Source organism: Brevibacillus sp. M2.1A, from assembly GCF_013284355.2.
Taxonomy (GTDB): Bacteria; Bacillota; Bacilli; order Brevibacillales; family Brevibacillaceae; genus Brevibacillus.
In genome coordinates this window covers 71,174-96,904 of sequence record NZ_JABSUY020000001.1, presented here as the reverse complement: position 1 = coordinate 96,904, position 25,731 = coordinate 71,174, and the positions used below count along the sequence as shown (strand labels likewise).

Here is a 25,731-nt window from a genome sequence, read left to right as displayed (position 1 = left end):
CTTTGCAAGGGCGGTTTTTTGCACGTACAATAGGAGTACTTGCGGCTGAAGTGGGAGGGGGATACAGCATGTTTGTACTCGCAAATGGACTAATAGCCGGTCTGGGTCTTGCTGCTTTTTTAGCGCTCGGGGATGGTTTGTTTGATACCAATACCTTTCCCGTTTTAATTGATGTCAGCTATGTACCGGGTATGGAAAACCTGCCCTCTATTGTAGAACTATTGATTCATCTGCTGATTAGTGTGATCGTCGCCTTTTTTCTCATGCACTTTTACCCGCGGGAACGAAAAGCCCGGTCGGTACGATATTTGCTGTACTGGATGCTCAGTTTTTCTGTTGCGTTTTTCCCATTTAGTGTGCTGAGTCAATCCCCTATGAGTATGACAGCGTTCCTCATCTGGATATTGGGACATTTACTGTATACCGCAATGCTTGCCATTCAGGTAGGGCGTAATCGATAAATGCATAAAAGTGCCGAATATTCGGCGAAGTGATGATTTTTTGGCAGTATGGATGAAAGGAAGGAGTGAAAGCCGGGATGCCGTTGTCAGATACGGTAGAAATGTTGCAGGCGATCTTGGGTGCTATCGATGAAGGAATTCACGTTGTGGATGCAAATGGCATTACGATTTTCTACAATCACGTCGCAGCCAAGCTCGATGGGTTGACCCCAGAAGAGGTGTTGGGAAAGCCATTGTTGGAGGTTTTTCCTTCGCTTGATCGACAGTCGAGTACCCTGCTGCGTGTTATCGATAGTGGCGAATCAATTTACAACCAGACACAGACATATAAGAACTGGAAGGGAATGCGTGTAGAGACAATCAACACGACACTCCCGGTAAGAGTAGGCAAAAGGTTAGTCGGCGCAGTCGAGGTAGCGAAGGATATCGGCAAGCTAAAAGAACTGTCGGAACGCTTGGTCGATCTTCAGGCCAAAATTAGCAAGCCGAAACGGACAAAACGCACGGTAGATGAAACGACTTTTCATTTCGAAGACATTTTAACGATGAGTGAAAAAATGAAGCGCCTCAAAGAGCGCGCTCGAAAGGCTGCCCGGACAACTTCTCCTGTATTGATATACGGCGAAACCGGGACGGGAAAAGAACTGTTTGTTCAATCCATTCACCACGCGTCTGTCCGCAGCAGTAAGCCATTCATCGCGCAAAATTGTGCCGCGCTGCCTGCCGCGCTGCTCGAAAGCTTGCTGTTTGGCACGACAAAAGGAAGCTTCACGGGAGCCGATGATCGCCCAGGATTATTCGAGCTGGCGGATGGCGGTACTCTATTTTTGGATGAACTGAACAGCATGCCGCTCGACCTGCAGGCAAAGCTGCTACGAGTCCTCCAGGACGGTCAGATCAGACGGATCGGTGGGAGCCATTCGACCAAAGTAGACGTGCGGGTAATCGCCGCAGTCAACGAAGCACCGCAGTCACTCGTGGAGCGAGGAGTCATGCGTGCCGACCTGTACTACCGGATCAACGTCGTCTCTTTTGAACTGCCGCCATTGCGCGAGCGCAGAGAAGATGTGGAGATGCTGATCGATCATTTCTTGCAAAAGTTTAACCGGATTTTCGGTATGAATGTGCGTGGAATCAGCAGGGAAGTGGCTCAATTGTTTGCTGCGTATGAGTGGCCGGGGAATGTCCGTGAACTGGAACATGTCATAGAAGCAGCCATGAATATGGTGGAGTCAGACATTATTTTGCTGGATCATCTTCCGGCTCATTTACTGGAACGCTCGCAGTCCGAGAAAAAAGAAGCGTCAATTTCGGCTCAACTCCTACCAAAGGAAGGCTGTACGCTGCCCGAAATTTTGCGTGAAGTAGAGGAAAAAGTGATCAAAGATGCGATGCAGCAAACGGATGGCAATGTACTTCGCGCCGCCAAGCTCTTGGGCATCCCAAGACAGACGCTGCAATACAAGCTCTCGCAGCGGATGATCCCTCCCTGTTGATTGCCGAAAATTCGGCAGACTCGCGAAGGATTACAGGGAATAGAAGCGCTCACAAAACGCTCTATTCCTTATTTTCTAAATCTTTTGATTTGTTGGCATGGCACTTGCATCTCTTGTTGATTGAGTGAAACGAAGAGGTTCACCATAAGACGAGAGGAGACGGGATGCACATGACAGTAGCGACAAAACGCGATTGGCGTTCGATAGAACTTTGGAAGGATGTCACGGACGAGCAATGGAATGACTGGATGTGGCAGCTTACGCACACGATCAAGACGGTCGATGATTTGAAGCAGGTGATCAACCTGACACCGGAAGAGGAAGAGGGCGTACGTATTTCTACGCAAACGATTCCACTCAACATCACACCGTACTATGCTAATCTGATGGATCCAGACGATCCAAGCGATCCCGTTCGCATGCAGTCTGTACCTTTGTCCTCTGAGATGGTTCGTACCAAATACGACATGGAAGACCCACTCCACGAGGATACCGATTCTCCTGTACCCGGTCTGACACATCGTTATCCAGATCGCGTGCTTTTCCTGGTGACGAACCAATGCTCCATGTATTGCCGTTACTGTACGCGCCGTCGCTTTTCCGGCCAGATCGGCATGGGCGTGCCAAAGAAACAACTGGATGCCTGTATCGATTACATTCGCTCAAGACCAGAAGTCCGCGATGTACTGCTCTCCGGTGGAGACGGTCTGTTGATCAATGACCGCGTACTGGAGTACATCATCAGCAGCCTGCGCGACATCCCGCATGTTGAAATTATTCGGATCGGTACGCGCGCACCCGTTGTATTCCCGCAGCGCATTACTGAAAACCTGTGCAATATCTTGAAAAAATACCATCCGGTTTGGCTCAATACACACTTCAACCATCCAAAAGAGATTACACCGGAAGCGAAGCTGGCTTGCGAAATGCTCGCCAATGCTGGTGTTCCGCTCGGCAACCAGGCAGTTATTTTGGCCGGTATCAACGATTGCGCGAATACGATGAAAAAGCTGGTGCAGGACCTGGTGAAAATCCGCGTTCGCCCGTATTACATCTATCAATGCGACCTGTCTGAGGGAATCGGACACTTCCGCGCGCCCGTCAGCAAAGGGATCGAAATCATTGAGCACCTGCGCGGCCATACTTCCGGCTATGCAGTTCCGACCTTTGTAGTAGACGCTCCACACGGCGGCGGTAAAATTCCAGTCAGTCCGAATTACATCATTTCGCAAGCGTCCGATAAAGTTGTCCTGCGTAATTTTGAAGGCGTTATCACGTCCTACCCAGAGCCGAAGCAATACCATGAGCATGATGAAGAAAACTGCGAATACTGCAAGGCTGCAAAAGGCAAAGCAGTTGGTATTGCAGCACTCATGCAAGACGAGGTAGACAATCTGGAGCCGACTGATCTGCCCCGCAACAAGCGTATCAAAGCAACCAAGGTCAAATCACTCGCAGATGTTCGCACGGAGCAAAAGGCCAAGAAAGAACAGACCACTGCTGAGACCAAAGAAGCTTCAGGAAAATAAGCATGTTGAACAGCTACCCGTATGATGGTAGCTGTTTCTTTTTTCGTAAGAATATTTCCAACTCTTCGAAGAGGATGGATGATTCGCAACTTGTGTGTTAAGATCGAGTTGTACCCATTATGAGCGGTCGCTCAGTATCGTTTCATTTTTCGAAAAAAATAAACAGACTGACTGAATACTCATTCATTTATTTCCATGATTCTGATAAGATAGAAAAAACGATTTCCACGTCCAAAGACAAACTCGCAATAGAGGGGAGTAGAAAACATGCTGGCACTCATTAATTTGATCGCCTTTTTCCTGGTTCTTGCTTACGGGCTGTATTTAGCTGGGCATGTCGTGTACAGCAGATACTTGTTTATCAAGCTGGGGAAAAAGCCGGATGTGAAAAATGACTTTGGGGCACGCATCAATCTGATGCTCGACAACGTCATTTTCCACAAGAAGCTGCTAAAGGACAAAAAGAGCGGCGTGATGCACGTTGTGATGTTTTACGGTTTTATCACCTTGCAATTCGGGGCCATCGAGCTGATTATCAAAGGGCTTTCGAAAGGCTACGAGCTTCCTTTTGGCAGCGCTCACAAATATTTCTCTGTCATGCAGGAGATCACCACGTTTCTCATTTTGGCTGCAGTCGGCTACGCTTTTTACCGCCGCTATATCGAAAAGCTCAAGCGTCTGAAGCGCGGCTTCAAGTCAGGGATTGTTCTCTTGCTGATTTCCTCCCTGATGGCGACTGTATTGCTCTCGCTCGCTTTTGAACAAATTTGGCTCGGACATGAGCCATCGGCGTTCGCTCCGATCTCTTCTGTTTTCGCGATGGCTCTCTCTGCGATTGGGGTAGGGACAACGGGTGCAGTGGTAGGCTTTTACGTTTTCTGGTGGCTGCATCTGATCATCTTGCTCGGCTTCGCGGTGTATGTGCCGCAGTCCAAGCACGCGCATCTGCTGTTTGCGCCAGTCAACGTGTGGTTCAAGAAGCTGGACCCGCCAGGCAAGCTGACGAGCATTAATTTCGAGGACGAGACGCAGGAAGAATTCGGTGTCGGCAAAATCGAGGATTTTACACAAACGCAGCTCATCGACCTGTACGCTTGTGTGGAGTGCGGTCGCTGCACGAATATGTGCCCGGCCTCTGGAACGGGAAAAATGCTCTCCCCGATGGATCTGATTACGAAAATGCGCGACCATTTGACGGAAAAAGGTGCGTCGGTGACGTCGCGTACGCCATGGATGCCGAGCTTCGCTTTTTCGCAGACGACTGCCAATCAGATTGCGTTCCAAGCATCTGAAGTAGCGGCGACAGCGGAAGGAGCAACCGCGGTCTATGAGAAAAGCTTGATCGGCGATGTCATTACCGAGCAGGAGCTATGGGCGTGTACGACCTGTCGCAACTGTGAAGACCAATGCCCGGTAATGAACGAGCATGTCGATAAAATCATCGATATGCGCCGCTATTTGGTTATGACAGAAGGAAGCATGCCAGCAGAAGCGCAGCGCGCCTTGAACAATATCGAGCGTCAGGGCAACCCGTGGGGAATCAACCGCAAAGACCGGACGAAATGGATTGAAGGTCTGAATGGTGAGTACGAGGTGCCAACTGTGAAGCAGGTCGAGGAATTCGAGTACTTGTTCTGGGTAGGCTCGATGGGATCGTTTGACTTGCGCAGCCAAAAAATTTCGCAGGCATTTGTGAAGCTCATGCATGAAGCAGGCGTGAAGTTCGCCATTCTGGGCAACGAGGAAAAGAACTCTGGCGATACGGCCCGCCGCATTGGTAATGAATTCTTGTTCCAGCAGCTCGCTCAAGAAAATATCGCCTTGTTTGAAGCCTATGAAGTCAAAAAAATCGTCACCTGCGATCCGCATGCGTTCAATACGTTCAAGAACGAATATCCGGAGTTTGGGTTGAAGGCAGAGGTGTACCACCACTCTGAGCTGTTGGCGGAGTGGGTGAAGGAAGGCAAATTGAAGCCAACCAAGGAAGTCAAAGAGCGCATCACCTACCACGATTCCTGCTACTTGGGTCGCTACAACGAAATTTACGACAAGCCACGAGTGATCCTCGAAGCCATTCCTGGCGTAGAGGTAGTCGAAATGAAGCGCAGCGGCTGCGACAGCATGTGCTGCGGAGCAGGCGGCGGCTTGATGTGGATGGAGGAACATGAGGGCTCTCGTGTCAACGTCACACGTACGGAGCAAGCTCTGGAGGTCAACCCGACGGAAATCGCGAGTGCATGCCCATACTGCCTGACGATGATGAACGACGGAATCAAGACCAAAGAGCAGGAAGACCACGTTAAAACACGCGACGTCGCGGAAATTCTCGCAGACGCCATCTAGGTTCATACCATGCGCAAGTCTCGGTGCTAATCAAAGCGACGAGGCTTGCGCATTATTTTTTTGCAAAAAACTGTAAGATAAAGGAGCCAGCTGAATCTAAAGGAGTGGGAAGGGAGTGAGGAAGCTGGAGCTTGCAGAGAAAAGTTTAACAAAAACAAAAGAAGCATTATTTGATCAATTAATCCGGCACTATTTAAAAAAGGTGCTGCGACTCGTGTATTTGATGGTCAAGGACCGTAGTCTTGCTGAGGATATTACCCAGGAAGTGTTCCTGTTAGCTTACAAAAACTTGGGGAAATTCCGCCAAGAGAGCTCGATGCAAACATGGGTGTACCGAATCGCCGTCAACGAAGCGAAAAAACATCTGCGCTCGTGGTCGTTTCGTCACCTGTTTTTCAAGCCGGAAGTGGACATAGAGGTAGTCGAGGGAGCAGAGTCGGCTGTTTTGCAAAATGACCTTCGCGCCCGTTTTGCCCATCTCGTTATGAAGCTGCCGCATAGCTATCGTCAATTGATTGTCCTTCACTACTACGAGGAGTTGTCCGTAGAGGAGATCGCGGTCATTTTGGACACGTCGGCAGGAGCCATTTATACGAAAATGCACCGCGCACGCCAGAAGCTCAAAGCGCTCCTGGAAAAGGAGGGGATCGAATGAATCTGGATAAATTGCTGGCGGAATTCAAGGAAACGGCTGACCGGACACTGTTGCGCGGAATGGACGATACGACTGGCTTGGAGGAGAGGATTCGCATGAATATCGAGAAGAAAGGCAAGAAAAGGTTTCGTTTCATCTACCCCGTAAGCGCAGCGCTTGTTGCGGTCGCGATTGTCATCGTGCTTACCCCTTATCTACTGCAGAAGGAAAGCACGACGAGTACACATACGCCGAAGGAAACGTCTGCCGAGCCAGGTACCCATCAAAAGTCCGATCCAAAAGCTCACCCGGCCTCTGATGATCAGGTGATTATGGAAACGGTAGATGAGATCATCGATGTCTTGCGTGTTGGGATGACACAAGAACAAATGAAAGAAAAGATTTCGATCCCTTACAAAGTTGTAGACGATTATGGCGGAAGCGGGGACGATGGCACAGAAGAGTACTGGGGCTATTCGATTCTCGCAAAAGAAGGATATCAGCGAAAAGACTGGACAATGATCGAGACAGAGGCTCTACTAAAAAGAGACGTGGGCTTGGAGATGTTAGTTGGATGGAAGGATAAAAAGCTTCATTGGTATTCCGTGAGCTATGTCCAAGGCAAAGACGTCTATTTTTTCAAGCTGAATAGCAACGGAACTGTCCAAGAAGAAATCGTTCAAGATGGTGCCGAGACACCTGCTCCTCCGTCCATATTCGATTTAAAGACAGAGGAACAGGATCGTTATTACAATTACATGTATGAGAAAAAAGATGAGCTTTTGCGTGGATTATCTCCAATCGATGTATGGAAGCTGTATGTGCAAGCACAGCAAGAGGGTCAGCTCGAAATGCAGTACGCTTTGCATATCGAGGACGATGGATTCGAGAAGCCAACACTGGAGCAATATTTGGAAGATATGAAAAAAGATCCGGTTGGAGCACGAAATAGCTGGAAGCAGTTGAAAATGATGCGAGAATTGGCAAATGACTTAACGCTTGAACAAACGTCTGACAAGGAAGCGGTTGTATGGGTGACTTTCAAGGACAACAGGGATAAGGTTGGATATAAAATGCAGAAAAACAAACAGGGCATCTGGAAACTAAGCTGGATGGCACGACAATAGCAACAACAGCCTGGCTTTCACAAAAGTCAGGCTGTTCTTTTTTTCATTATAGATTGACTATTCGTACGGAAGACGGCAAAATAAAAGTATGCAAAATGAACGAACGCTCGATCAATTTAGTTTTTATTGATGTGAAACATCATCCGAATGGAGGGCATTCGATGAAAACGGTCATTGCAGGGGCAGCGCGTACCCCTTTTGGTAAGTTTGGTGGCTCTTTGAAAGCGCTATCGGCAGTAGAGCTCGGCTCCATTGTGATCAAGGAAGCGGTAGAGCGCGCTGGTATTTCCGGCGATCAGGTGGACGAAGTGATCATGGGTATGGTCTTGCAGGCAGGTGCGGGTCAGGTGCCCTCACGCCAGGCAGCTCGCAAAGCTGGTTTGCCGTGGAATGTAGCGAGTGAGACGATCAACAAAGTATGCGCGTCCGGGATGCGTGCAGTGACGATGGGGGACCAGATCATTCGGGCCGGAGACGGAGAAATCATCGTCGCTGGCGGCATGGAGAGCATGAGCAACGCACCGTATGCACTGCCAGATGCACGTAACGGAATGCGGATGGGAGATTCGACCGTTCGCGATCTCATGATGTACGACGGCCTCACTTGCCCGTTTCATCAAGTGGCGATGGCTGTTCACGGCAGCAATGTGGCGGAAGAGAACGGGATTACGCGAGAAGAGCAGGATGCGTGGGCGCTGCGCAGCCAGCAGAGAGCCGCACAAGCGATGGAAAAAGGACTTTTTGCCGACGAGCTTGTCTCGGTTTCCATTCCGCAAAGAAAAGGGGATCCGCTGCAAGTAACCGTCGATGAAGGACCACGTCCGGATACCACCGAGGAAGGATTGGCGAAGCTGCCACCCGTGTACAAAAAGGACGGAACAATCACGGCAGGCAATGCACCAGGAATCAACGACGGGGCGGCAGCAATGGTGCTGATGTCAGACGCGAAAGCACAACAGCTGGGCATCAAGCCGCTTGCGACGATACTGGGGCACGCCGCAGTCGGCGCAGAAGCTCCTTATATCGCGACAACTCCGGGGCTTGCGATCAACAAGCTCTTGGAAAAGACAGGTGTCTCGCTTTCGGAGATCGATCTATTTGAGGTAAACGAAGCGTTTGCCGCGGTGATTTTGACAAGTGGCAAAATCGTTGGCTGGGACGCAGAGAAAGTGAATGTAAACGGGGGAGCGATTGCGTTCGGACACCCGATTGGCGCGAGTGGGGCTCGGATCATTATGCACCTTGCTTATGAATTAAAAAGACGAGGCGGCGGCTTAGGGATCGCGGCCATTTGCAGTGGTGCCGCACAGGGTGACGCCATCTTGATTAAAGTAGAGTAAGGGAGGCCTTTTTACATGAACGTACAAACGATTATGGTCATCGGGGCAGGACAAATGGGCAGCGGGATTGCCCAAGTAGCGGCGCAGGCTGGCTTTCGCGTTTTTCTGAACGATGTCCAGCAAGCATTTGTAGAGCGCGGTCTGGCCACGATTACGAAAAACTTGTCGCGCAACGTGGAAAAAGGCAAGCTCAGCGAAGCAGATAAGGAAGCGATTCTCGGCCGTTTGACACTGTCTACTGATCTGGCAGATGCGTCTGAAGCAGATTTTGTGGTAGAAGCGGTGACAGAAAACATGGCGGTCAAAACGCAAATCTTTTCCAAGCTGGATGAAGTATGTCCGCCGCATACGGTGCTCGCGAGCAATACATCCTCGCTGCCGATTACTGAGATTGCGGCAGTTACAAAGCGGCCGGAAAGAGTAATCGGGATGCATTTTATGAACCCCGTTCCAGTGATGAAGCTGGTTGAGATCATCCGTGGGCTGCAAACGTCCGATGAGGTCTATCAGCTGACAGAAGATTTGTCCAAACAAATGAGCAAGGTACCCGTGAGCGTCAACGATTTCCCAGGTTTTGTGTCCAATCGGGTACTGATGCCAATGTTGAATGAAGCGATTTATTGCGTGTACGAAGGAGTTGCAACACCGGAAGCGATCGATGAAGTGATGAAGCTGGGCATGAACCATCCGATGGGACCGCTTCAACTGGCTGATTTCATCGGGCTGGATACTTGCCTCTACATTATGGAAGTACTGCACGAAGGGTTCGGTGATTCGAAATACCGCCCATGCCCATTGCTGCGCAAGTACGTAAAAGCAGGATGGCTAGGCAAAAAATCCGGTCGTGGTTTCTACGTGTACAGCTAGCCGAAGATTTCGCAGAAAGGTAGGACGGACATGGATTTCCGATTGAACGAAGAGCAAGAGATGATGCGCCGCATGGTGCGAGACTTTGCCCAGAAAGAGATCGCACCATTCGTCCCGGTGATGGAGGAGACGGACCAGTTTCCACGTCAGATCCTCAAAAAGATGGGCGAAATGGGGCTCATGGGCATTCCAATCGCCGAAGAGTGGGGAGGAGCGGGAGCGGACTTTATTTCCTACATTTTGGCCATTCACGAGATTTCCAAGGTGAGTGCGACAGTAGGTGTCATTTTGTCCGTGCATACCTCCGTCGGGACGAATCCGATTCTCTACTTCGGTACCGAGGAGCAAAAACGCAAATACGTGACCAAGCTTGCGAGTGGGGAATACCTCGGAGCTTTTGCCTTGACTGAGCCGCATGCAGGTTCTGATGCGAGCAGTATCCGAACCACAGCCGTGAAAAAAGGCGATGAATACATCCTGAACGGAAACAAGGTGTTCATCACAAACGGCGGGGAGGCTGATACGTATATCGCCTTTGCCGTTACTGACTCGACAAAAGGACCCAAGGGAATATCGGCCTTTATCGTAGACAAGGATACCCCGGGCTTCACGGTTGGGAAAAAGGAAAAGAAGATGGGACTTCACGGTTCCTATACGACAGAGCTCATATTCGACAATGCCCGTGTACCGGCTGCCAACCTGCTTGGACAGGAAGGGGAAGGCTTCTGTATCGCGATGGCGAATCTGGATTCTGGTAGAATCGGGATTGCTGCACAAGCCCTTGGTATTTGCGAGGCCGCAGTCCAATACGCGACAGAGTACGCGCGGGAACGCAAGCAGTTCGGACAATCGATTGCCAAGCAGCAAGCCATCGCTTTCAAGCTGGCTGACATGGCGACAAAAGCAGAAGTAGCCCGATTGCTGGTATACCGAGCGGCGTGGCTGCGCAGTCAAGGAATTGCTTGTGGAATGGAAGCCTCGATGGCAAAACGCTTTGCCACAGACTCTGCGATGGAGCTCGCCACAGAAGCAGTACAAATCTTTGGCGGCTATGGCTACACCAGAGAATATCCGGTTGAGCGACTATTCCGGGATGCGAAAGTAACGCAAATCTATGAGGGCACCAACGAAATTCAGCGAATTGTTATCGCCAAGCATTTGCTTGCTGATTGATAGAAAAATGAAAAGCACATGGGGGAGTGAGCCATATGAATTTCCAACTGACGGAAGAACATGACATGATGCGCAAGATGATTCGCGACTTTGCAGAGAATCAAGTAGCTCCGACAGCAGCCGAGCGCGACGAAGAAGAGTGCTTTGATCGTTCCATTTTTGAACAAATGGCTGAGCTTGGACTGACAGGCATTCCTTGGCCCGAACAATACGGCGGAGCAGGTGCAGATTACCTGAGCTACGTTATTGCAGTGGAAGAACTCTCCCGTGTGGATGCCTCTATTGGGGTGACACTGTCTGCCCATGTCTCCTTGGCGAGCTGGCCGATTTACAAATTCGGGACAGAGGAGCAAAAGCAAAAGTTTTTGCGTCCATTGGCAGAAGGTAAGAAGATGGGCGCGTACTGTTTGACCGAGGCGGGATCTGGCTCCGATTCTGCTGGAATGCGCACGACAGCTGTACGCGATGGCGATCACTACATTTTAAATGGCACCAAAATCTTCATTACCAATGCAGGCGAAGCCGAAATCTACATCGTATTCGCGGTCACTCAACCAGAGTTGAAGCATAAGGGCATCACGGCTTTCATCGTTGAAAAAGGCGTGGATGGCTTCACGATGGGGAAAAAGGAGAAAAAGCTGGGCATCCGTTCCTCGCCAACACTTGCGGTCAATTTTGAAGATGTGCGCGTGCCGGTAGAAAATAGACTGGGTGAAGAAGGTCAAGGCTTCAAGATCGCAATGATGACGTTGGACGGTGGAAGAAACGGTATCGCTGCTCAAGCATTGGGAATTGCACAAGGTGCGTACGAGCATGCACGGAATTATGCCAAAGAACGCAGTCAGTTCGGCAAACCAATCGCTTCCTTGCAGGCAATCCAGTTCAAACTGGCAGACATGGCAACCAAGATCGAGGCATCCCGTTTGCTCACTTATCAAGCAGCGTGGCTGGAGGATCAAGGTCTACCATATGGCAAAGCATCTGCGATGTCCAAAGTATTTGCAGGGGATACAGCGATGGAAGTGACAACCGAGGCTGTTCAAGTTTTCGGAGGTTACGGCTACACGCGGGAGTATCCTGTGGAGCGCTTCATGCGTGATGCCAAAATTACACAAATCTATGAAGGAACAAATGAAATCCAACGTGTCGTGATCAGCAATTTCCTGCTAAAAGAGTAGGAAGCTGTCCCATCTTCCAACACGATTACACACATAGAAAAGAAAAGTTTGGCTTTGTGCTCTTACTCGCGTATAATGATCTGCGATGATACAAAAGTAGAGTGTTTGCGCCTTCTTTTCTATGAGGCGTCTGACCAAACGCTCAGTCGGTTGGAAAGGTGGATTTTGGAGTGTCTGACAAGAGAAAAACGATACCGTCCCTGGTAAAGGACCCAAAACTGATCGAGAGAAGACGAGAGCAGATTATTGAGGCTGCCGTTCATCTCTTCATTAATAAAGGTTTTCATAAAACGACGACAAGGGAGATTGCCCGGGCGTCTGGATTTAGTATTGGTACGTTGTACGAGTATATCGAGTCAAAAGAAGACGTGCTTTATCTTGTTTGCGATGCCATTCATGCGGAGATGGAGACGCGCTTGCGTGAAGCGATCAACTTCAACGGAACTGGCTTGAAAACATTAAAGGTAGCACTAAAAAGTCTGATCCGCGTGATGGATCAGATGAGCGACCGCGTGTTGCTTATTTATCAGGAAGCCAAATCATTGCCAAAAGAAACACTCCGCTACGTATTGGGCCGTGAAGAAGCCATTTCGCATATTTTCGTCGAAATCCTGGAAAAAGGGATTGCCGATGGTTCGTTGCGCATTGACGAAAAGAACGTCAAGCTAATGGCGGACAATATCATGGTTTTGGGCGAAATGTGGGTCTTCCGCCGCTGGGCATTGAAAAAGCACTATACCATTGAGGAGTACACAGAGAAGCAAATTGCCCTGTTGCTTCGCGAAATTAGTGTCTCCGATTAAGAAAAGAGTTTAAAAAGTCTGGGAAACATAGGGTGCCAAGCATACTTCGCGTCTACCGCGCCTTGATCTGCTTGGCCCTGTTTTTCCGCCTTTTTAAACGTATAAAAAGGAGAGTGGAACGATGGAAACGGAAGTGTATCGTCCGCAAAACAAGGTTCGCTTTGTGACCGCAGCCAGTCTGTATGATGGTCACGACGCCTCGATTAATATCATGCGCCGTATTTTACAATCGTCGGGAGTAGAGGTTATCCATCTCGGACATAACCGCTCTGTTGACGATATTGTAACAGCCGCTGTCCAGGAGGATGTGCAAGGGATTGCCATCAGTTCGTACCAAGGCGGTCATGTGGAGTATTTCAAATACGTAATTGATCTATTACGCGAGCGGGGAGCAGAGCATATCCGTGTTTTTGGCGGCGGTGGTGGCGTTATCGTTCCACGCGAGATTCGGGAATTGGAAGAGTACGGAGTCTGTAAGATTTACTCGCCAGATGACGGCAGACGATTGGGCTTGCAGGGCATGATCAACGACATGATCAGACGCAGCGACTTCCCAACCGTCAAGCAGCTGGAGGAAGAAGTAGCAGGCTTGCGCGAGCAAAACCATCAGGCGATTGCCCGGCTTATTTCCGTTGCGGAGTATGCAGTGGACCAGCCCGAATGGACAGAGCCTCTCCGTGAAAGTTTAGTGGAAGCCGATTCAACCATACCGGTATTAGGGATTACAGGTACGGGTGGAGCAGGAAAAAGCTCATTAACCGATGAGCTTGTTCGTCGGTTTATTCGCGTTTATCCCGAGAAGACGGTTGCAATCTTGTCTGTCGATCCATCCAAGCAAAAATCAGGTGGAGCGTTACTTGGTGACCGCATCCGCATGAATGCCAACTCTACACCCCGCGTTTATATGCGCAGTCTCGCTACTCGCAAATCAGGCATGGAGCTGTCTGCTGCATTAAAAGACGCGATTCAAGTAACGCGCTCTGCCCATTTTGATCTGATCATTGTGGAAACGAGCGGGATTGGTCAGGGGGATGCGCAGGTCACAGAAGTGTGCGACGTCTCCATGTACGTCATGACCAGTGAATTCGGGGCGCCATCTCAGCTGGAAAAGATTGATATGCTCGACTTCGCTGATGTGATCGCGATCAATAAATTTGAGCGCAAAGGCTCAGAGGACGCTCTTCGCGAGGTTCGCAAGCAATATCGACGCAATCATCAGCTTTTTGAGCTGCCGGATGAGAAGGTTCCTGTGTATGGTACGATTGCGAGCCAGTTTAACGACCCGGGAACAAATGTGTTGTTTGCTGCCCTGATGCATCGGATTGTAGAAAAGACTGGCGTTGACTGGTCTGTAGAGCATTTGGATACGACTCCCGTAAAGATTCATAAAACTTCGTTGATTCCGACAGAGAGAATCAATTATTTGCAAGACATTGCCAACACCGTTCGTCAATATCGTGCCTATACAGAAGAACAGTCAGCGATTGCACGCAAGCTTTTTCAGTTGCAGGGTGCGAAGGAAACAATTCTGGCCTCGAGAGATTCTGCGGCTTCCGAGCTGGTGGCGGTACTTGATAAACAAATCGTTCTCTTTGAAGAAAAGCTGCATCCGGAGTGCCGACGTATCCTGGAAAATTGGCCCAAGCTCAAGGAGGCCTATCGGAAGGATCAATTCGTCACGAAAATTCGCGACAAGGAATTGGTTACCAAGCTGTTCAGCGTATCTTTGTCGGGTACACGCATTTCAAAAGTAGCCGTCCCTGATTACGAGGATTGGGGCGAAATTTTAAAGTGGTCGTTAAAAGAAAATGTCCCGGGGGAATTCCCGTATACTGCAGGAGTATTTCCGTTTAAACGCGAGGGAGAAGATCCCAAGCGACAATTTGCAGGCGAAGGTACTCCAGAGCGGACGAACAGACGCTTTCACTTCCTGTCTCAAAATGATGAAGCGAAGCGACTCAGTACTGCTTTTGACTCGGTTACGCTGTATGGAGAGGACCCTGACTACCGCCCGGATATTTACGGGAAAATCGGTACGAGTGGGGTTAGCATTTGTACTTTGGATGACATGAAAAAGCTGTACGCCGGCTTTGACCTTTGTGCACCTAGCACCTCTGTGTCCATGACAATCAACGGTCCTGCTCCTATGATTTTGGCCATGTTCATGAATACAGCGATTGAGCAGCAGTTGGATGCCTTTGTTCAAAAAGAAGGGCGTCAGCCTACCGAAGAGGAAGCGAAGCAAATCAGAGCGTACACGCTGTCGACTGTTCGCGGAACCGTTCAGGCAGATATTTTGAAAGAGGATCAAGGGCAAAACACGTGTATCTTCTCGACAGAATTTGCCTTGCGGATGATGGGGGATATCCAGCAGTATTTTATCGACCATAAAGTGCGGAACTACTACTCCGTGTCCATTTCCGGCTATCATATTGCGGAGGCGGGGGCGAATCCGATTACGCAGCTTGCGTTTACGCTCTCTAACGGATTTACCTATGTCGAGTACTATTTGAGCCGCGGGATGAACATCGATGACTTTGCGCCGAACCTGTCCTTCTTCTTCTCCAATGGTCTCGATCCGGAATACACTGTGATTGGACGTGTGGCTCGCCGGATTTGGGCAACTGTGATGAAAAATCGTTATGGTGCAAATGACCGCAGTCAAAAGCTGAAGTACCACATTCAGACGTCCGGCCGTTCCTTGCACGCGCAGGAGATGGATTTCAACGACATCAGAACGACCTTGCAGGCCTTGATTGCGATATACGACAACTGTAATTCTCTTCATACGAATGCATACGACGAAGCGATTACAACCCCGACTGAGAACTCTGTGCGACGGGCGATGGCGATTCAGATGATCATCAACAAGGAAATGGGACTCGCCAAAAACGAGAACCCGCTTCAAGGGGCATTCATCATCGATGAGCTGACAGATCTGGTAGAAGAGGCAGTTATGCAAGAGTTCGAGCGGATCAGTTCTCGCGGAGGCGTGCTGGGGGCAATGGAGACTCAATACCAGCGCGGCAAAATTCAAGACGAGTCCATGTATTACGAAATGAAAAAGCATACGGGTGAACTGCCAATTATTGGGGTGAACACGTTCATTAACCCGAATGCATCCGAGGACGATTACGAGATTGAATTGGCTCGCGCGACCGAAGAGGAAAAAGAACAGCAAATCATAAATCTCCGTGCGTTCCAGGAGCGCCACAAGGATGTTTCTGCGGCTGCACTCCGGCGCCTGCAGGAAGTGGCTATGGCGGGAGAGAACATCTTTGCCGAGCTGATGGAGACGGTAAAAGTAGCATCGCTTGGACAAATCAGTGCTGCCCTGTATGAAGTGGGTGGCCAATACCGCAGAAATATGTAAGACAAATCCCTCGGTAACGATTGCCGAGGGATGTCTTTGGTTTTGGTGTCGACAAGAATTAGTCAGCCCCTGTTTGAAAGCCTTGCATTTTCGTCTAAAATAAGGAATACTGTATGATAGCCTTCTTATGTTGTACGTTGTACAATCGAAGAAATCGATATCATTTATGAATGACTTATACAGGCCTGCGTCCCCCGAACAGGGCACCGGGTCAGTATTCAAATCAATCGTTTTCATATGGAAAGGACGTGCCCTGAGTGAGTCAATTGTTTGCTCATATTGATTCCGAGAAACTGAGTGAGATGGCGTTAGTTGACATCGCGTATGAAATTTTGCGTGAAACTAACCGCACTTACAACTTCCGCGAGCTGATGAATGAACTGGTTGCAGTGCGCAAGCTAACTGATGAACAACTCATGGCAATCATCGCGCAAGTATACACAGAAATTAACATTGATGGCCGTTTCGTGTGCCTTGGTGACAATGTATGGGGATTGAAACGTTGGTACCCAACTGACACCGTAGAGGAAACTCAAGAGGGTGGCGGAACGAAGAAGAAGAAAATCGTCACGGAAGACGACTTCGACGATTACGATACCGAAGACGAAGGTGTCGAAGAATACGAAGACGACGATGTTGTCATCTTTGAGGACGAAGAGGAATTCGTCGACGAAGATTCTGATATCGAAGAAGAAGAAATCGATGGAGAAATCGACGAGGAAGAACTCGAAGACGAAGAAGATGAGATGTTCGAAGAGGACGAAGAGCTTGAGGAAGAGGAATCCGACGAAGAGCTCGACGACGAAGACGAGAAATAGATCCTTGACTTCCGCTTAAGGGACAGATAAAATACTCCTTGGGCTTCACATGAAGAAGGATCAAATATGGGAAACTATAAAACAAAAGTGCCCCTACCCCATTTCTTTACGGGATAGGACTCGCTTTTGTTTTTCTTTTTTTTTGGAGCCGTCTTCATTCGATTTTTATAACAACTTAAGGGTGAGGGAAAGAGGGGACGTTAACGATGACGAAGTATATTTTTGTGACAGGCGGGGTTGTATCCTCGTTGGGAAAAGGAATTACAGCGGCTTCTCTGGGCCGACTCTTGAAAAATAGGGGTCTGAAGGTAACCATTCAGAAGTGTGACCCATACATCAACGTTGACCCGGGAACGATGAGTCCATATCAACACGGGGAAGTTTTCGTAACGGACGATGGTGCGGAAACAGACCTGGACTTGGGCCACTATGAGCGCTTTATCGATATCAACCTGAGCGCTAACTCCAATATGACGACGGGTAGAATTTACTCGACTGTCATCGCCAAAGAACGCCGTGGCGACTATTTGGGAGGAACCGTTCAAGTAATTCCTCACATCACGAACGAAATCAAAGATCGCATTTTCCGTGCAGGTCGCGAAACCGGGGCAGATGTAGTGATTACCGAGATCGGTGGAACTGTTGGGGATATCGAGAGCTTGCCATTCCTTGAATCCATTCGCCAGATCAAAAGTGACATCGGTCGTGAAAACGTCATGTACATCCACGTAACCCTGGTACCATATATCAAGGCAGCAGGTGAAATGAAAACCAAACCTACGCAACACAGCGTGAAAGAACTGCGCAGCTTGGGTATTCAACCAAATGTGATCGTGACACGTACGGAGCAACCGATGACGCAAGAAATGAAAGACAAGTTGGCTCTGTTCTGTGATATCGATAAAAACGCGGTAGTGGAATGTGTAGACGCTGATAGCCTTTACGATGTGCCACTGCAATTGCAAGCACAAGGATTGGACGATTACGTATGCCGCCACCTGGGGCTGACTTGCCAGGATGCGGATATGACAGAGTGGAAATCGCTCGTATCGAAAATCAAAAACCTGTCGAAAACGACTACCATTGCAATTGTTGGTAAATATGTAGAATTGCATGATGCTTACTTGTCCGTAGCAGAAGCGCTGTACCATGGTGGCTATGCGAACGACTCCAAGGTAGAAATCAAATGGGTGCACGCGGAAGAAGTTACGCCAGAAAATGTTGGCGAATTGCTCGGTGATGTAAATGGTATCCTCGTACCAGGCGGCTTTGGCGATCGTGGTATCGAAGGTAAAATCATCGCTACGCGCTATGCTCGTGAAAATAAAGTGCCATTCCTCGGAATTTGCCTGGGTATGCAAATCGCTGTGATCGAGTTCGCTCGCCACGTAGCGGGTATGGATGGAGCAAACAGCTCCGAGATCAACCCGAATACAGCGTATCCGGTGATTGACCTTTTGCCAGAGCAAAAAGATATCGAGGACAAGGGCGGTACAATGCGTCTGGGCCTCGGTCCAACCAAAGTGGAAGAAGGCACGCTGACTGAGGCTGCATACGGAAGCACTCTGGTTTATGAACGTCATCGTCATCGCTATGAAGTGAACAACGAATACCGTGATCAATTGGCGCAAATGGGCTTGCGTTTTGCGGGTACAACTCCAGATGGTCGTCTGGTTGAAATCGTGGAAGTTCCCGAACATCCATGGTATGTAGCGACACAGTTCCATCCAGAGTTCACATCCCGTCCGAACCGTCCACAGCCACTGTTCCGTGACTTCGTGAAGGCTTCCCTGAACAAATAACATAGATCGATAAATAGAAAAGACGCACCCGCGATGTATTCGCAGGTGCGTCTTGTGCTTTTAGAAGCAGATCAATGGAACAAGGGCGATAGCCAGGCTACCCAGTAGGCGGCGGGAATGAGTAGAAATTGAGCCAAAATCGTTCCGATGAAACGTGAGATCATCAGCCACAGGTACATATCACGAATCGATTGCTGCGTGGTTTTCCCTTGCATTGCTTTTTCGGTCAAAAGGGCAATTTGCGGGTCTACCAGAATCGTCATGAAAATCGTGGCAAAACCGTTGATTAATCCGGAAGACATCAAAACGGTTGCTTTGTAATCGGGGGCTAGCAATGTCGCGTACAACACGGACAGTACGCTGCTTGTGTAGATGGCTGTCCCAAATGCATTTAATAACAGTAATCGTTTGGGAACGCCTTTGATTCGAAACCGAGAGATGGCTTGCCAGCTAGGAATCCGAACATGGTGGTGGACACGTCGGATGGTATCGACACTAACTGCCGTGCGAATCATTTGCGGAATCGAGCCAGCTATCTCCAAGTGCGAGATCATTCGTTTCGATATTTGGACAAAAGTGGGAAACAGTACAATAGCCGCCAAGGTTCCGAGCGAGGACGCAGCAATAATTACGTGCAAATGCGTGCTAGGATCAAAGTGTTCCATTGCAGCTTGATCCATCAATCCCCCAGTAAAGGGTCCTTGAATCAGGTTGGAAGTACGGGAGAGGAGCAATACGATCCCGACCAAAGACATCGCTACAGCAATCCTGCCCGTTTGTACCCCTGCAAAACGGATTCCGTAGGTAAGTGTCTCTGTCGTATGGATAATAAATGTTAACAAGCAAATCAGCCACAGAGCATCCATAGTAAGTATCTGGCTCCTTGTGTGTAGGGGAAATTGGTTTTTCCATTATACTCGAAATGAGGCCCATGGGAAATTTTAAGTTGACGTTTAGCAAAAAAGGTGAAGGAGTTTCCTGATTTTAGGCGAACCCATAATAATTAAGAAAACGCATTCGTCAGGGGGGAATCAGATTGTTCGACAAACAAGATAAAAAGGTACTGGTTGTGGATGACCAGTATGGGATTCGCATTTTACTGTATGAGGTGCTGGGAAAAGAAGGGTACAAGACCTTTCAGGCAGCAAACGGGAAAATGGCATTGGAAATCGTGGAAAAAGAATCACCAGATTTGGTTATCCTCGACATGAAGATCCCTGGGATGGATGGTATTGAGATCTTGAAACACATCAAGAAGATCAATCAGGAAATCAAAGTCATCATGATGACAGCTTACGGAGAGCTGGACATGATCAAAGAAGCAACACAACTGGGAGCATTGACTCATTTTACAAAGCCTTTTGATATCGATGAACTACGAATGGCAGTACATCAGCAATTAGCTTGTTAGAAACAGACTGCAAAGGTCAGGGTACAAGCGTCCCTGTTAACAAATGCTTGTCTGTGGTATAATAAGCCACATGACTGAAGTCTGCTAGAGGAGGATTTACAAAATGCCACTGGTACCTATGACCGCTTTTACCGAAGACGTCAAAAAGCATAAATACGCCGTCGGACAATTTAACCTGAACAATCTGGAGTTTACTCAAGCGATTACGGAAGCTGCGATGGAAGAAAAATCGCCTGTGATCTTTGGTGTTTCTGAGGGTGCATTGAAATACATGGGGATCGATTATACAGTAGCGATTGCAAAAGTGGCTGCTGAACGAGCAGGAGTTCCTGTTGCTTTGCATCTTGACCATGGTAGCAATTTTGACATGGTAATGAAGTGCATTCGTGCTGGGTTCTCTTCTGTTATGTTCGATGGTTCCCATCATTCGTTTGAAGATAACCTTCGCCTGACCAAACAGGTTGTAGAGGCTGCTCACGCTGTTGGCGTATCGGTAGAAGGTGAACTCGGTACCATCGGCGGGGTGGAAGACGACTTGTCTGTTGACGAGGAAGATGCCACTCTGGCAAATCCTGAGGAAGCAATCCGCTTCTGGGAAGAAACAAAAGTAGACTACGTAGCGATTGCTGTAGGTACAGCACACGGTATGTACAAAGGAGTTCCAAAAATCCGCTACGACATTATCGAAAAAGTAGCGAGCAATATTGGAGCGCCGATCGTTCTTCACGGTGGTTCCGGCGTACCAGACGAAGCGATTATCGAATCCATCCGTTTGGGCGTAGGAAAAATCAATGTAAATACAGAAAGCCAAGTCGCATGCACGGAAACAGTTCGCAAAGTGCTGGCTGCCAAGCCGAATGAGATCGACCCACGCAAATACCTGGGCCCTGCTCGCGATGCGATCAAGGAAGTAGTCAAAGGAAAAATGCGCCTGTTCGGAAGCAGCAACCGCGCGTAACTGGGAGGATAATCATGCGTTTTTTGATCGATACAGCAAACGTTGAAGAAATTCGCGAGATTCACGAATGGGGAGTTCTGGCGGGCGTAACGACAAATCCGTCTCTGGTTGCCAAAGAAGGACGCGATTTTGTTGAAACCCTGAAAGAAATTCTCGATATTGTTGACGGTCCGATCAGTGCCGAAGTCATCAGTACCGATGCAAAAGGCATGATCGAAGAGGGAGAGAAGCTCGCTGCTCTCTCGAAAAACATCGTCATCAAGCTGCCAATGACCGCAGAAGGTTTGAAGGCAACCAAGTATTTTGCCAAGCGCAAAATCAGAACAAACGTAACACTGGTGTTCTCCGCGAACCAGGCACTTTTGGCTGCGCGCGCAGGTGCGAGCTTCGTGTCTCCGTTCCTGGGACGCTTGGATGATATTGGTCAAGATGGTATGCAATTGATCGAAGATATTGCAGAAATCTTTTCTGTTCACGGTATCGACACCGAAATCATTGCGGCATCTGTGCGCCACCCTGTTCACGTAACGGAGGCAGCCCGCCGTGGTTCTCACTTCGCTACCATTCCAGCGAAAGTCTTCAAACAACTCATTGCCCACCCACTGACAGACAGTGGCTTGGAGAAATTCCTCGCTGACTGGGCAAGCATGCAAAAATAAGGACACGTGTTGAAAGTCCAAGCACCTTTTCCATTGGGGAAGGTGCTTCTTTCCCGATTACGCCTGAGGAGAGCAAAGCATGGATAAGCTGATCATCAACGGTGGAAAACCGCTCGCGGGGACGGTGACCATCAGCGGAGCAAAAAACAGCGCGGTCGCACTCATTCCAGCAGCGTTGCTGGCAGATGGACCCGTTGTTATTGAGAATCTCCCCCGTATTCAGGATGTAGGTATTTATCACGAGCTCTTGCAGGAAATGGGAGCTGACGTGCTGTTCGAAGAAGATTGGATGGAAGTAGACGGACGCAGTATGAGGCTGATGCTCATGCCAAATGGTCGCATCAAAAAGCTTCGTGCCTCGTACTATTTGTGGGGAGCTTTGCTCGCCAAGTTCGGTGAAGCCCAGGTAGGCTTGCCAGGTGGCTGTGATTTGGGCCCGCGTCCAGTAGATTTGCATATCAAAGGCTTTGAAGCGATGGGCGCCGAAGTGGAGAACAAAAACGGCGTCATGACTATCCGTGCCCAAAATGGACGTTTGCAGGGTGCGCGAATTTATCTCGATCTGGTCAGTGTTGGTGCGACCATTAACATCATGCTGGCTGCTGCCAAAGCAGACGGTGTGACCATTATTGAAAACGCCGCCCGTGAGCCTGAGATCGTCGATGTAGCAACCTTGCTCAACAATATGGGAGCAAACATCAAAGGGGCAGGAACGGACATGATCCGCATTCAAGGCGTCGAACGCTTGCGCGGATGCCGTCATACGATTATCCCCGATCGAATCGAAGCGGGGACGTACATGATTGCGGCAGCGGCTACCAACGGCAATGTGATGGTGGAGAATGTTATTCCGAAACATTTGGAGTCTGTAACGGCCAAGCTGCGCGAAATTGGTGTGCACGTGGTAGAGCAGGATGACAGTATTCAAGTCATCGGACATGATTCTTATCGATCAATCGATGTGAAAACGAGTCCGTATCCGGGTTTTCCAACGGATCTCCAGCAGCCGATCACGACCTTGCTGACTCTTGCCAAAGGCTCAAGCATCGTGACGGACAATATTTACAGCTCGCGTTTTCGACATGTAGATGAACTGCGCCGTATGGGAGCTTCCTTGAAGATTGAAGGAAGATCGGCTGTCATCGAAGGCGGAAGCAAACTGAATGGTGCCAAGGTGGTGGCTTCAGATTTGCGTGCGGGAGCAGCTTTGTTCATTGCCGGCCTGGCAACGAACGGCACGACAGAATTAGAAGGACTCGAACATATAGATCGTGGCTACGAAAACCTGGTGGGCAAGTTGCAAGCCTTGGGGGCCGACATTACTCGTGTGGGCCTGCAAAGCATGGAAAACCACCAGCGTTAACCAATCACCAGGAGAGGAGTCTTCCAGAATGGAACGCAGTTTAACACTTGAATTGGTACGTGTGACTGAAGCCGCTGCTTTGGCTTCTGCCAGTTGGATGGGTCTCGGAAAAAAAGATGAGGCTGATGATGCGGCAACGACCGCAATGCGCAATGAATTTATGAAAGTGCCGATGGATGGCGTCGTAGTAATTGGCGAGGGCGAAATGGACGAAGCGCCAATGCTTTACATCGGTGAGCGTTTGGGCCAGGGAGTGGCTCCAGCAGTCGATGTGGCTGTAGACCCTTTGGAGGGAACAAATATCCTTGCAAAAGGTACGTGGGGAGCGATTTCGGTCATTGCTATCGCAGACCGCGGAAATTTGTTGCATGCTCCTGACATGTATATGGAGAAAATGGCAGTAGGGCCTAAAGCAGTCGGTAAGGTCGATATCAACGCACCGGTTCGCGATAACCTGAAGGCGGTAGCACAGGCACAAGGGAAAGATATCAGCGATTTGGTCGCTATTGTACTTGACCGTGATCGCCACTCCAAGGTGATCCACGAGATTCGTGAGGCAGGCGCGCGTATTCGCCTCATCTCTGACGGAGACGTAGCGGCTGCGATCAATACCGCTTTCCCGGATACAGGTGTAGACATTTTGTTCGGTTCTGGAGGAGCTCCTGAAGGTGTTCTGGCAGCAGTTGCCTTGAAATGCCTCGGGGGAGAAATTCAGGGCAAGCTCTTGCCACAAAATGAAGATGAGATTAAACGCTGTGTCAAAATGGGATTGACGAACCCTCATCAAGTACTGTTCATGGATGATTTGGTCAAAGGTGATGACGCTATTTTTGCAGCGACAGGTGTAACGGATGGCGAGTTGCTCAAAGGGGTTCGCTTCCAGGGAACTCGTGCGACGACCAATTCCGTTGTTATGCGTGCAAAAACCGGAACGGTACGCTTCATTGAAGGGAACCACCGCTTGGAACGCAAGCCGATGAAAGGTTTGTAAGAAAATCATTTTCGCATCTATTTGTTGAGCTAGGTTTTTTCAAGAGTAAATAAAGAGTGGTGGATGTATGTTACTTTCTGAACTAGAAGAAAAGAAGCTGACCGACCTCTATAAGTTGGCCAAGGAATACCATATTCCGTACTACTCCCAGCTGAAGAAGAAGGAATTGATTTTCGCGATTCTTCGGGCACGAGCGGAGCGGGATGGTCTCATGTTTATGGAGGGGGTTCTCGAAATTTTGCCGGAGGGATACGGCTTCCTCCGCCCCATTAACTATCTCCCCAGCTCAGAAGATATCTACATTTCCCAGTCGCAGATTCGCCGTTTTGATCTGCGGATGGGGGATGTGGTATCAGGAAAAGCAAGACCACCGAAGGAGAATGAACGTTATTTTGGGCTCCTTCAAGTAGAGGCTGTGAACGGAGAAGACCCTGAGATAGCCGCAGAGCGTCTTCATTTCCCCGCTTTGACACCGTTGTATCCTCAAACCAAGCTCGTACTGGAGACAGCCCCTACACGTGTTTCCACTCGCCTGATGGATCTTCTCTCTCCTGTTGGACTGGGTCAGCGTGGATTGATTGTGGCTCCGCCAAAAGCGGGGAAAACCATGCTGATCAAAGAAATTGCCAACAGCATTACCGAAAGCCGCCCGGATATCCACTTGTTTGTCTTGCTCATTGATGAGCGCCCGGAAGAGGTGACGGATATGCAGCGATCTGTCAAAGGAGAGGTAGTTGCCTCGACTTTTGACGAGTTGCCTGAGAATCACATCAAAGTTGCTGAGCTTGTCTTGGAGCGTGCAAAGCGACTGGTTGAGCACAAAAAAGACGTGGTGATCCTGCTGGATTCCATTACACGTCTCGCTCGTGCTTACAACTTGGTTATTCCTCCAAGTGGTCGAACGTTGTCCGGTGGTATTGATCCGGCAGCCTTCCATCGTCCGAAGCGCTTTTTTGGTTCAGCGCGCAATATTGAAGAAGGCGGCAGCTTGACCATTTTGGCGACTGCTTTGGTTGAGACCGGCTCCCGTATGGACGATGTGATTTATGAGGAGTTTAAAGGAACCGGAAACATGGAGCTTCATTTGGATCGCAAGCTGGCGGAGCGCAGGATTTTCCCGGCGATCGATATCCGCCGTTCGGGTACGCGCCGCGAAGAGCTTCTGCTCACCAAAGAAGAGCTGGATAAGCTGTGGATGATCCGGAAAAACATGAATGAAACAAATGAGTTTGTCGACTCCTTTATTAAAAAGTTGGCAGATACAAAAACAAACGAAGAATTTTTGCAAACCCTTGAGTCTAAGCAACAGGGAAGAGGGAAAGCAGCTAGCACGACGGTGAGTTCATGATGACTCACCGTCATTTTTTTTGTGGCGTTGGCATACCGTTAGGAAGGGAGCTGGAAA

21 protein-coding genes are annotated in these 25,731 nt (G+C 49.2%); 20 read left to right on the top strand and 1 reads right to left on the bottom strand.

Annotated features, from left to right (window positions below):
- Window positions 1-68 precede the first annotated feature (68 nt).
- From HP567_RS00445 to HP567_RS00380, 14 genes are all read left to right on the top strand, one after another.
- Window positions 69-461 carry a hypothetical protein gene (locus HP567_RS00445; RefSeq protein WP_173610431.1) on the top strand — a complete coding sequence of 131 codons (393 nt, stop codon included), beginning with the start codon at window positions 69-71 and terminating at the stop codon, window positions 459-461.
- A gap of 77 nt (window positions 462-538) precedes the next feature.
- Entirely contained in the window at window positions 539-1,957 is a 1,419-nt protein-coding gene (locus HP567_RS00440; protein ID WP_173610432.1) for a sigma-54 interaction domain-containing protein, read from the top strand.
- 164 nt (window positions 1,958-2,121) lie between these two features.
- The gene (gene ablA, locus HP567_RS00435; protein WP_173610433.1) at window positions 2,122-3,486 is read left to right on the top strand and encodes a lysine 2,3-aminomutase; all 1,365 of its coding nucleotides are present in this window, start codon (window positions 2,122-2,124) and stop codon (window positions 3,484-3,486) included.
- A gap of 267 nt (window positions 3,487-3,753) precedes the next feature.
- Window positions 3,754-5,829: a heterodisulfide reductase-related iron-sulfur binding cluster gene (locus HP567_RS00430; RefSeq protein WP_173610434.1), complete on the top strand. Its 2,076-nt coding sequence runs from the start codon at window positions 3,754-3,756 to the stop codon at window positions 5,827-5,829.
- Between the two features lie 115 nt (window positions 5,830-5,944).
- Window positions 5,945-6,484 carry a sigma-70 family RNA polymerase sigma factor gene (locus HP567_RS00425; protein ID WP_173610435.1) on the top strand — a complete coding sequence of 180 codons (540 nt, stop codon included), beginning with the start codon at window positions 5,945-5,947 and terminating at the stop codon, window positions 6,482-6,484.
- Window positions 6,481-7,590: a hypothetical protein gene (locus HP567_RS00420; protein WP_173610436.1), complete on the top strand. Its 1,110-nt coding sequence runs from the start codon at window positions 6,481-6,483 to the stop codon at window positions 7,588-7,590. The genes HP567_RS00425 and HP567_RS00420 overlap by 4 nt, the downstream gene beginning before the upstream one ends.
- A gap of 161 nt (window positions 7,591-7,751) precedes the next feature.
- On the top strand, window positions 7,752-8,930 hold the full coding sequence (locus HP567_RS00415) for an acetyl-CoA C-acetyltransferase (RefSeq protein ID WP_173610437.1): 1,179 nt from the start codon (window positions 7,752-7,754) through the stop codon (window positions 8,928-8,930).
- 15 nt (window positions 8,931-8,945) lie between these two features.
- The gene (locus tag HP567_RS00410) at window positions 8,946-9,797 is read left to right on the top strand and encodes a 3-hydroxybutyryl-CoA dehydrogenase (protein ID WP_173610438.1); all 852 of its coding nucleotides are present in this window, start codon (window positions 8,946-8,948) and stop codon (window positions 9,795-9,797) included.
- 30 nt (window positions 9,798-9,827) lie between these two features.
- A complete protein-coding gene (locus HP567_RS00405; protein WP_173610439.1) occupies window positions 9,828-10,970 on the top strand; it encodes an acyl-CoA dehydrogenase in 1,143 nt (380 codons plus the stop codon).
- A 35-nt stretch (window positions 10,971-11,005) separates the two neighbouring features.
- Window positions 11,006-12,148, top strand: coding sequence for an acyl-CoA dehydrogenase (locus HP567_RS00400; protein WP_173610440.1), 1,143 nt, complete (start codon window positions 11,006-11,008; stop codon window positions 12,146-12,148).
- A gap of 170 nt (window positions 12,149-12,318) precedes the next feature.
- The gene (locus HP567_RS00395; RefSeq protein WP_007725542.1) at window positions 12,319-12,951 is read left to right on the top strand and encodes a TetR/AcrR family transcriptional regulator; all 633 of its coding nucleotides are present in this window, start codon (window positions 12,319-12,321) and stop codon (window positions 12,949-12,951) included.
- Between the two features lie 121 nt (window positions 12,952-13,072).
- Window positions 13,073-16,324 (top strand): fused isobutyryl-CoA mutase/GTPase IcmF, encoded by a 3,252-nt coding sequence (gene icmF, locus HP567_RS00390; RefSeq protein WP_173610441.1) that lies wholly within the window; start codon window positions 13,073-13,075, stop codon window positions 16,322-16,324.
- A gap of 257 nt (window positions 16,325-16,581) precedes the next feature.
- Window positions 16,582-17,142, top strand: a complete 561-nt coding sequence (gene rpoE / locus HP567_RS00385; protein ID WP_173610442.1) for a DNA-directed RNA polymerase subunit delta — start codon at window positions 16,582-16,584, stop codon at window positions 17,140-17,142.
- Window positions 17,143-17,348: 206 nt separating this feature from the next.
- Complete coding sequence (locus HP567_RS00380; protein ID WP_173610443.1) at window positions 17,349-18,944, top strand: CTP synthase; 1,596 nt, start codon at window positions 17,349-17,351, stop codon at window positions 18,942-18,944.
- A 71-nt stretch (window positions 18,945-19,015) separates the two neighbouring features.
- Here the strand turns inward: HP567_RS00380 and HP567_RS00375 are convergent, their stop codons facing one another.
- Window positions 19,016-19,810: a lipid II flippase Amj family protein gene (locus HP567_RS00375; protein ID WP_173610444.1), complete on the bottom strand. Its 795-nt coding sequence runs from the start codon at window positions 19,808-19,810 to the stop codon at window positions 19,016-19,018.
- A gap of 170 nt (window positions 19,811-19,980) precedes the next feature.
- On the opposite strand from HP567_RS00375, the gene HP567_RS00370 reads away from it, so the two are divergent.
- From HP567_RS00370 to rho, 6 genes are all read left to right on the top strand, one after another.
- Window positions 19,981-20,355, top strand: a complete 375-nt coding sequence (locus tag HP567_RS00370) for a response regulator (RefSeq protein WP_007725537.1) — start codon at window positions 19,981-19,983, stop codon at window positions 20,353-20,355.
- 103 nt (window positions 20,356-20,458) lie between these two features.
- Window positions 20,459-21,313 carry a class II fructose-1,6-bisphosphate aldolase gene (gene fba / locus HP567_RS00365; protein WP_016740164.1) on the top strand — a complete coding sequence of 285 codons (855 nt, stop codon included), beginning with the start codon at window positions 20,459-20,461 and terminating at the stop codon, window positions 21,311-21,313.
- 14 nt (window positions 21,314-21,327) lie between these two features.
- Complete coding sequence (gene fsa / locus HP567_RS00360; RefSeq protein WP_015893657.1) at window positions 21,328-21,972, top strand: fructose-6-phosphate aldolase; 645 nt, start codon at window positions 21,328-21,330, stop codon at window positions 21,970-21,972.
- A 79-nt stretch (window positions 21,973-22,051) separates the two neighbouring features.
- The gene (locus HP567_RS00355; protein ID WP_173610445.1) at window positions 22,052-23,335 is read left to right on the top strand and encodes a UDP-N-acetylglucosamine 1-carboxyvinyltransferase; all 1,284 of its coding nucleotides are present in this window, start codon (window positions 22,052-22,054) and stop codon (window positions 23,333-23,335) included.
- 28 nt (window positions 23,336-23,363) lie between these two features.
- A complete protein-coding gene (gene glpX, locus HP567_RS00350) occupies window positions 23,364-24,326 on the top strand; it encodes a class II fructose-bisphosphatase (protein WP_173610446.1) in 963 nt (320 codons plus the stop codon).
- Between the two features lie 67 nt (window positions 24,327-24,393).
- Window positions 24,394-25,674 (top strand): transcription termination factor Rho, encoded by a 1,281-nt coding sequence (gene rho / locus HP567_RS00345; RefSeq protein WP_173610447.1) that lies wholly within the window; start codon window positions 24,394-24,396, stop codon window positions 25,672-25,674.
- The last annotated feature ends 57 nt before the right edge of the window (window positions 25,675-25,731 follow it).

Coding starts and splice junctions, on each gene's coding strand:
- HP567_RS00445 (WP_173610431.1), top strand. CDS start 69: ATGTTTGTACTCGCAAATGGACTAATAGCCGGTCTGGGTCTTGCTGCT.
- HP567_RS00440 (WP_173610432.1), top strand. CDS start 539: ATGCCGTTGTCAGATACGGTAGAAATGTTGCAGGCGATCTTGGGTGCT.
- ablA (WP_173610433.1), top strand. CDS start 2,122: ATGCACATGACAGTAGCGACAAAACGCGATTGGCGTTCGATAGAACTT.
- HP567_RS00430 (WP_173610434.1), top strand. CDS start 3,754: ATGCTGGCACTCATTAATTTGATCGCCTTTTTCCTGGTTCTTGCTTAC.
- HP567_RS00420 (WP_173610436.1), top strand. CDS start 6,481: ATGAATCTGGATAAATTGCTGGCGGAATTCAAGGAAACGGCTGACCGG.
- HP567_RS00415 (WP_173610437.1), top strand. CDS start 7,752: ATGAAAACGGTCATTGCAGGGGCAGCGCGTACCCCTTTTGGTAAGTTT.
- HP567_RS00410 (WP_173610438.1), top strand. CDS start 8,946: ATGAACGTACAAACGATTATGGTCATCGGGGCAGGACAAATGGGCAGC.
- HP567_RS00405 (WP_173610439.1), top strand. CDS start 9,828: ATGGATTTCCGATTGAACGAAGAGCAAGAGATGATGCGCCGCATGGTG.
- HP567_RS00400 (WP_173610440.1), top strand. CDS start 11,006: ATGAATTTCCAACTGACGGAAGAACATGACATGATGCGCAAGATGATT.
- icmF (WP_173610441.1), top strand. CDS start 13,073: ATGGAAACGGAAGTGTATCGTCCGCAAAACAAGGTTCGCTTTGTGACC.
- HP567_RS00380 (WP_173610443.1), top strand. CDS start 17,349: ATGACGAAGTATATTTTTGTGACAGGCGGGGTTGTATCCTCGTTGGGA.
- HP567_RS00375 (WP_173610444.1), bottom strand. CDS start 19,810: ATGGATGCTCTGTGGCTGATTTGCTTGTTAACATTTATTATCCATACG.
- fba (WP_016740164.1), top strand. CDS start 20,459: ATGCCACTGGTACCTATGACCGCTTTTACCGAAGACGTCAAAAAGCAT.
- fsa (WP_015893657.1), top strand. CDS start 21,328: ATGCGTTTTTTGATCGATACAGCAAACGTTGAAGAAATTCGCGAGATT.
- HP567_RS00355 (WP_173610445.1), top strand. CDS start 22,052: ATGGATAAGCTGATCATCAACGGTGGAAAACCGCTCGCGGGGACGGTG.
- glpX (WP_173610446.1), top strand. CDS start 23,364: ATGGAACGCAGTTTAACACTTGAATTGGTACGTGTGACTGAAGCCGCT.
- rho (WP_173610447.1), top strand. CDS start 24,394: ATGTTACTTTCTGAACTAGAAGAAAAGAAGCTGACCGACCTCTATAAG.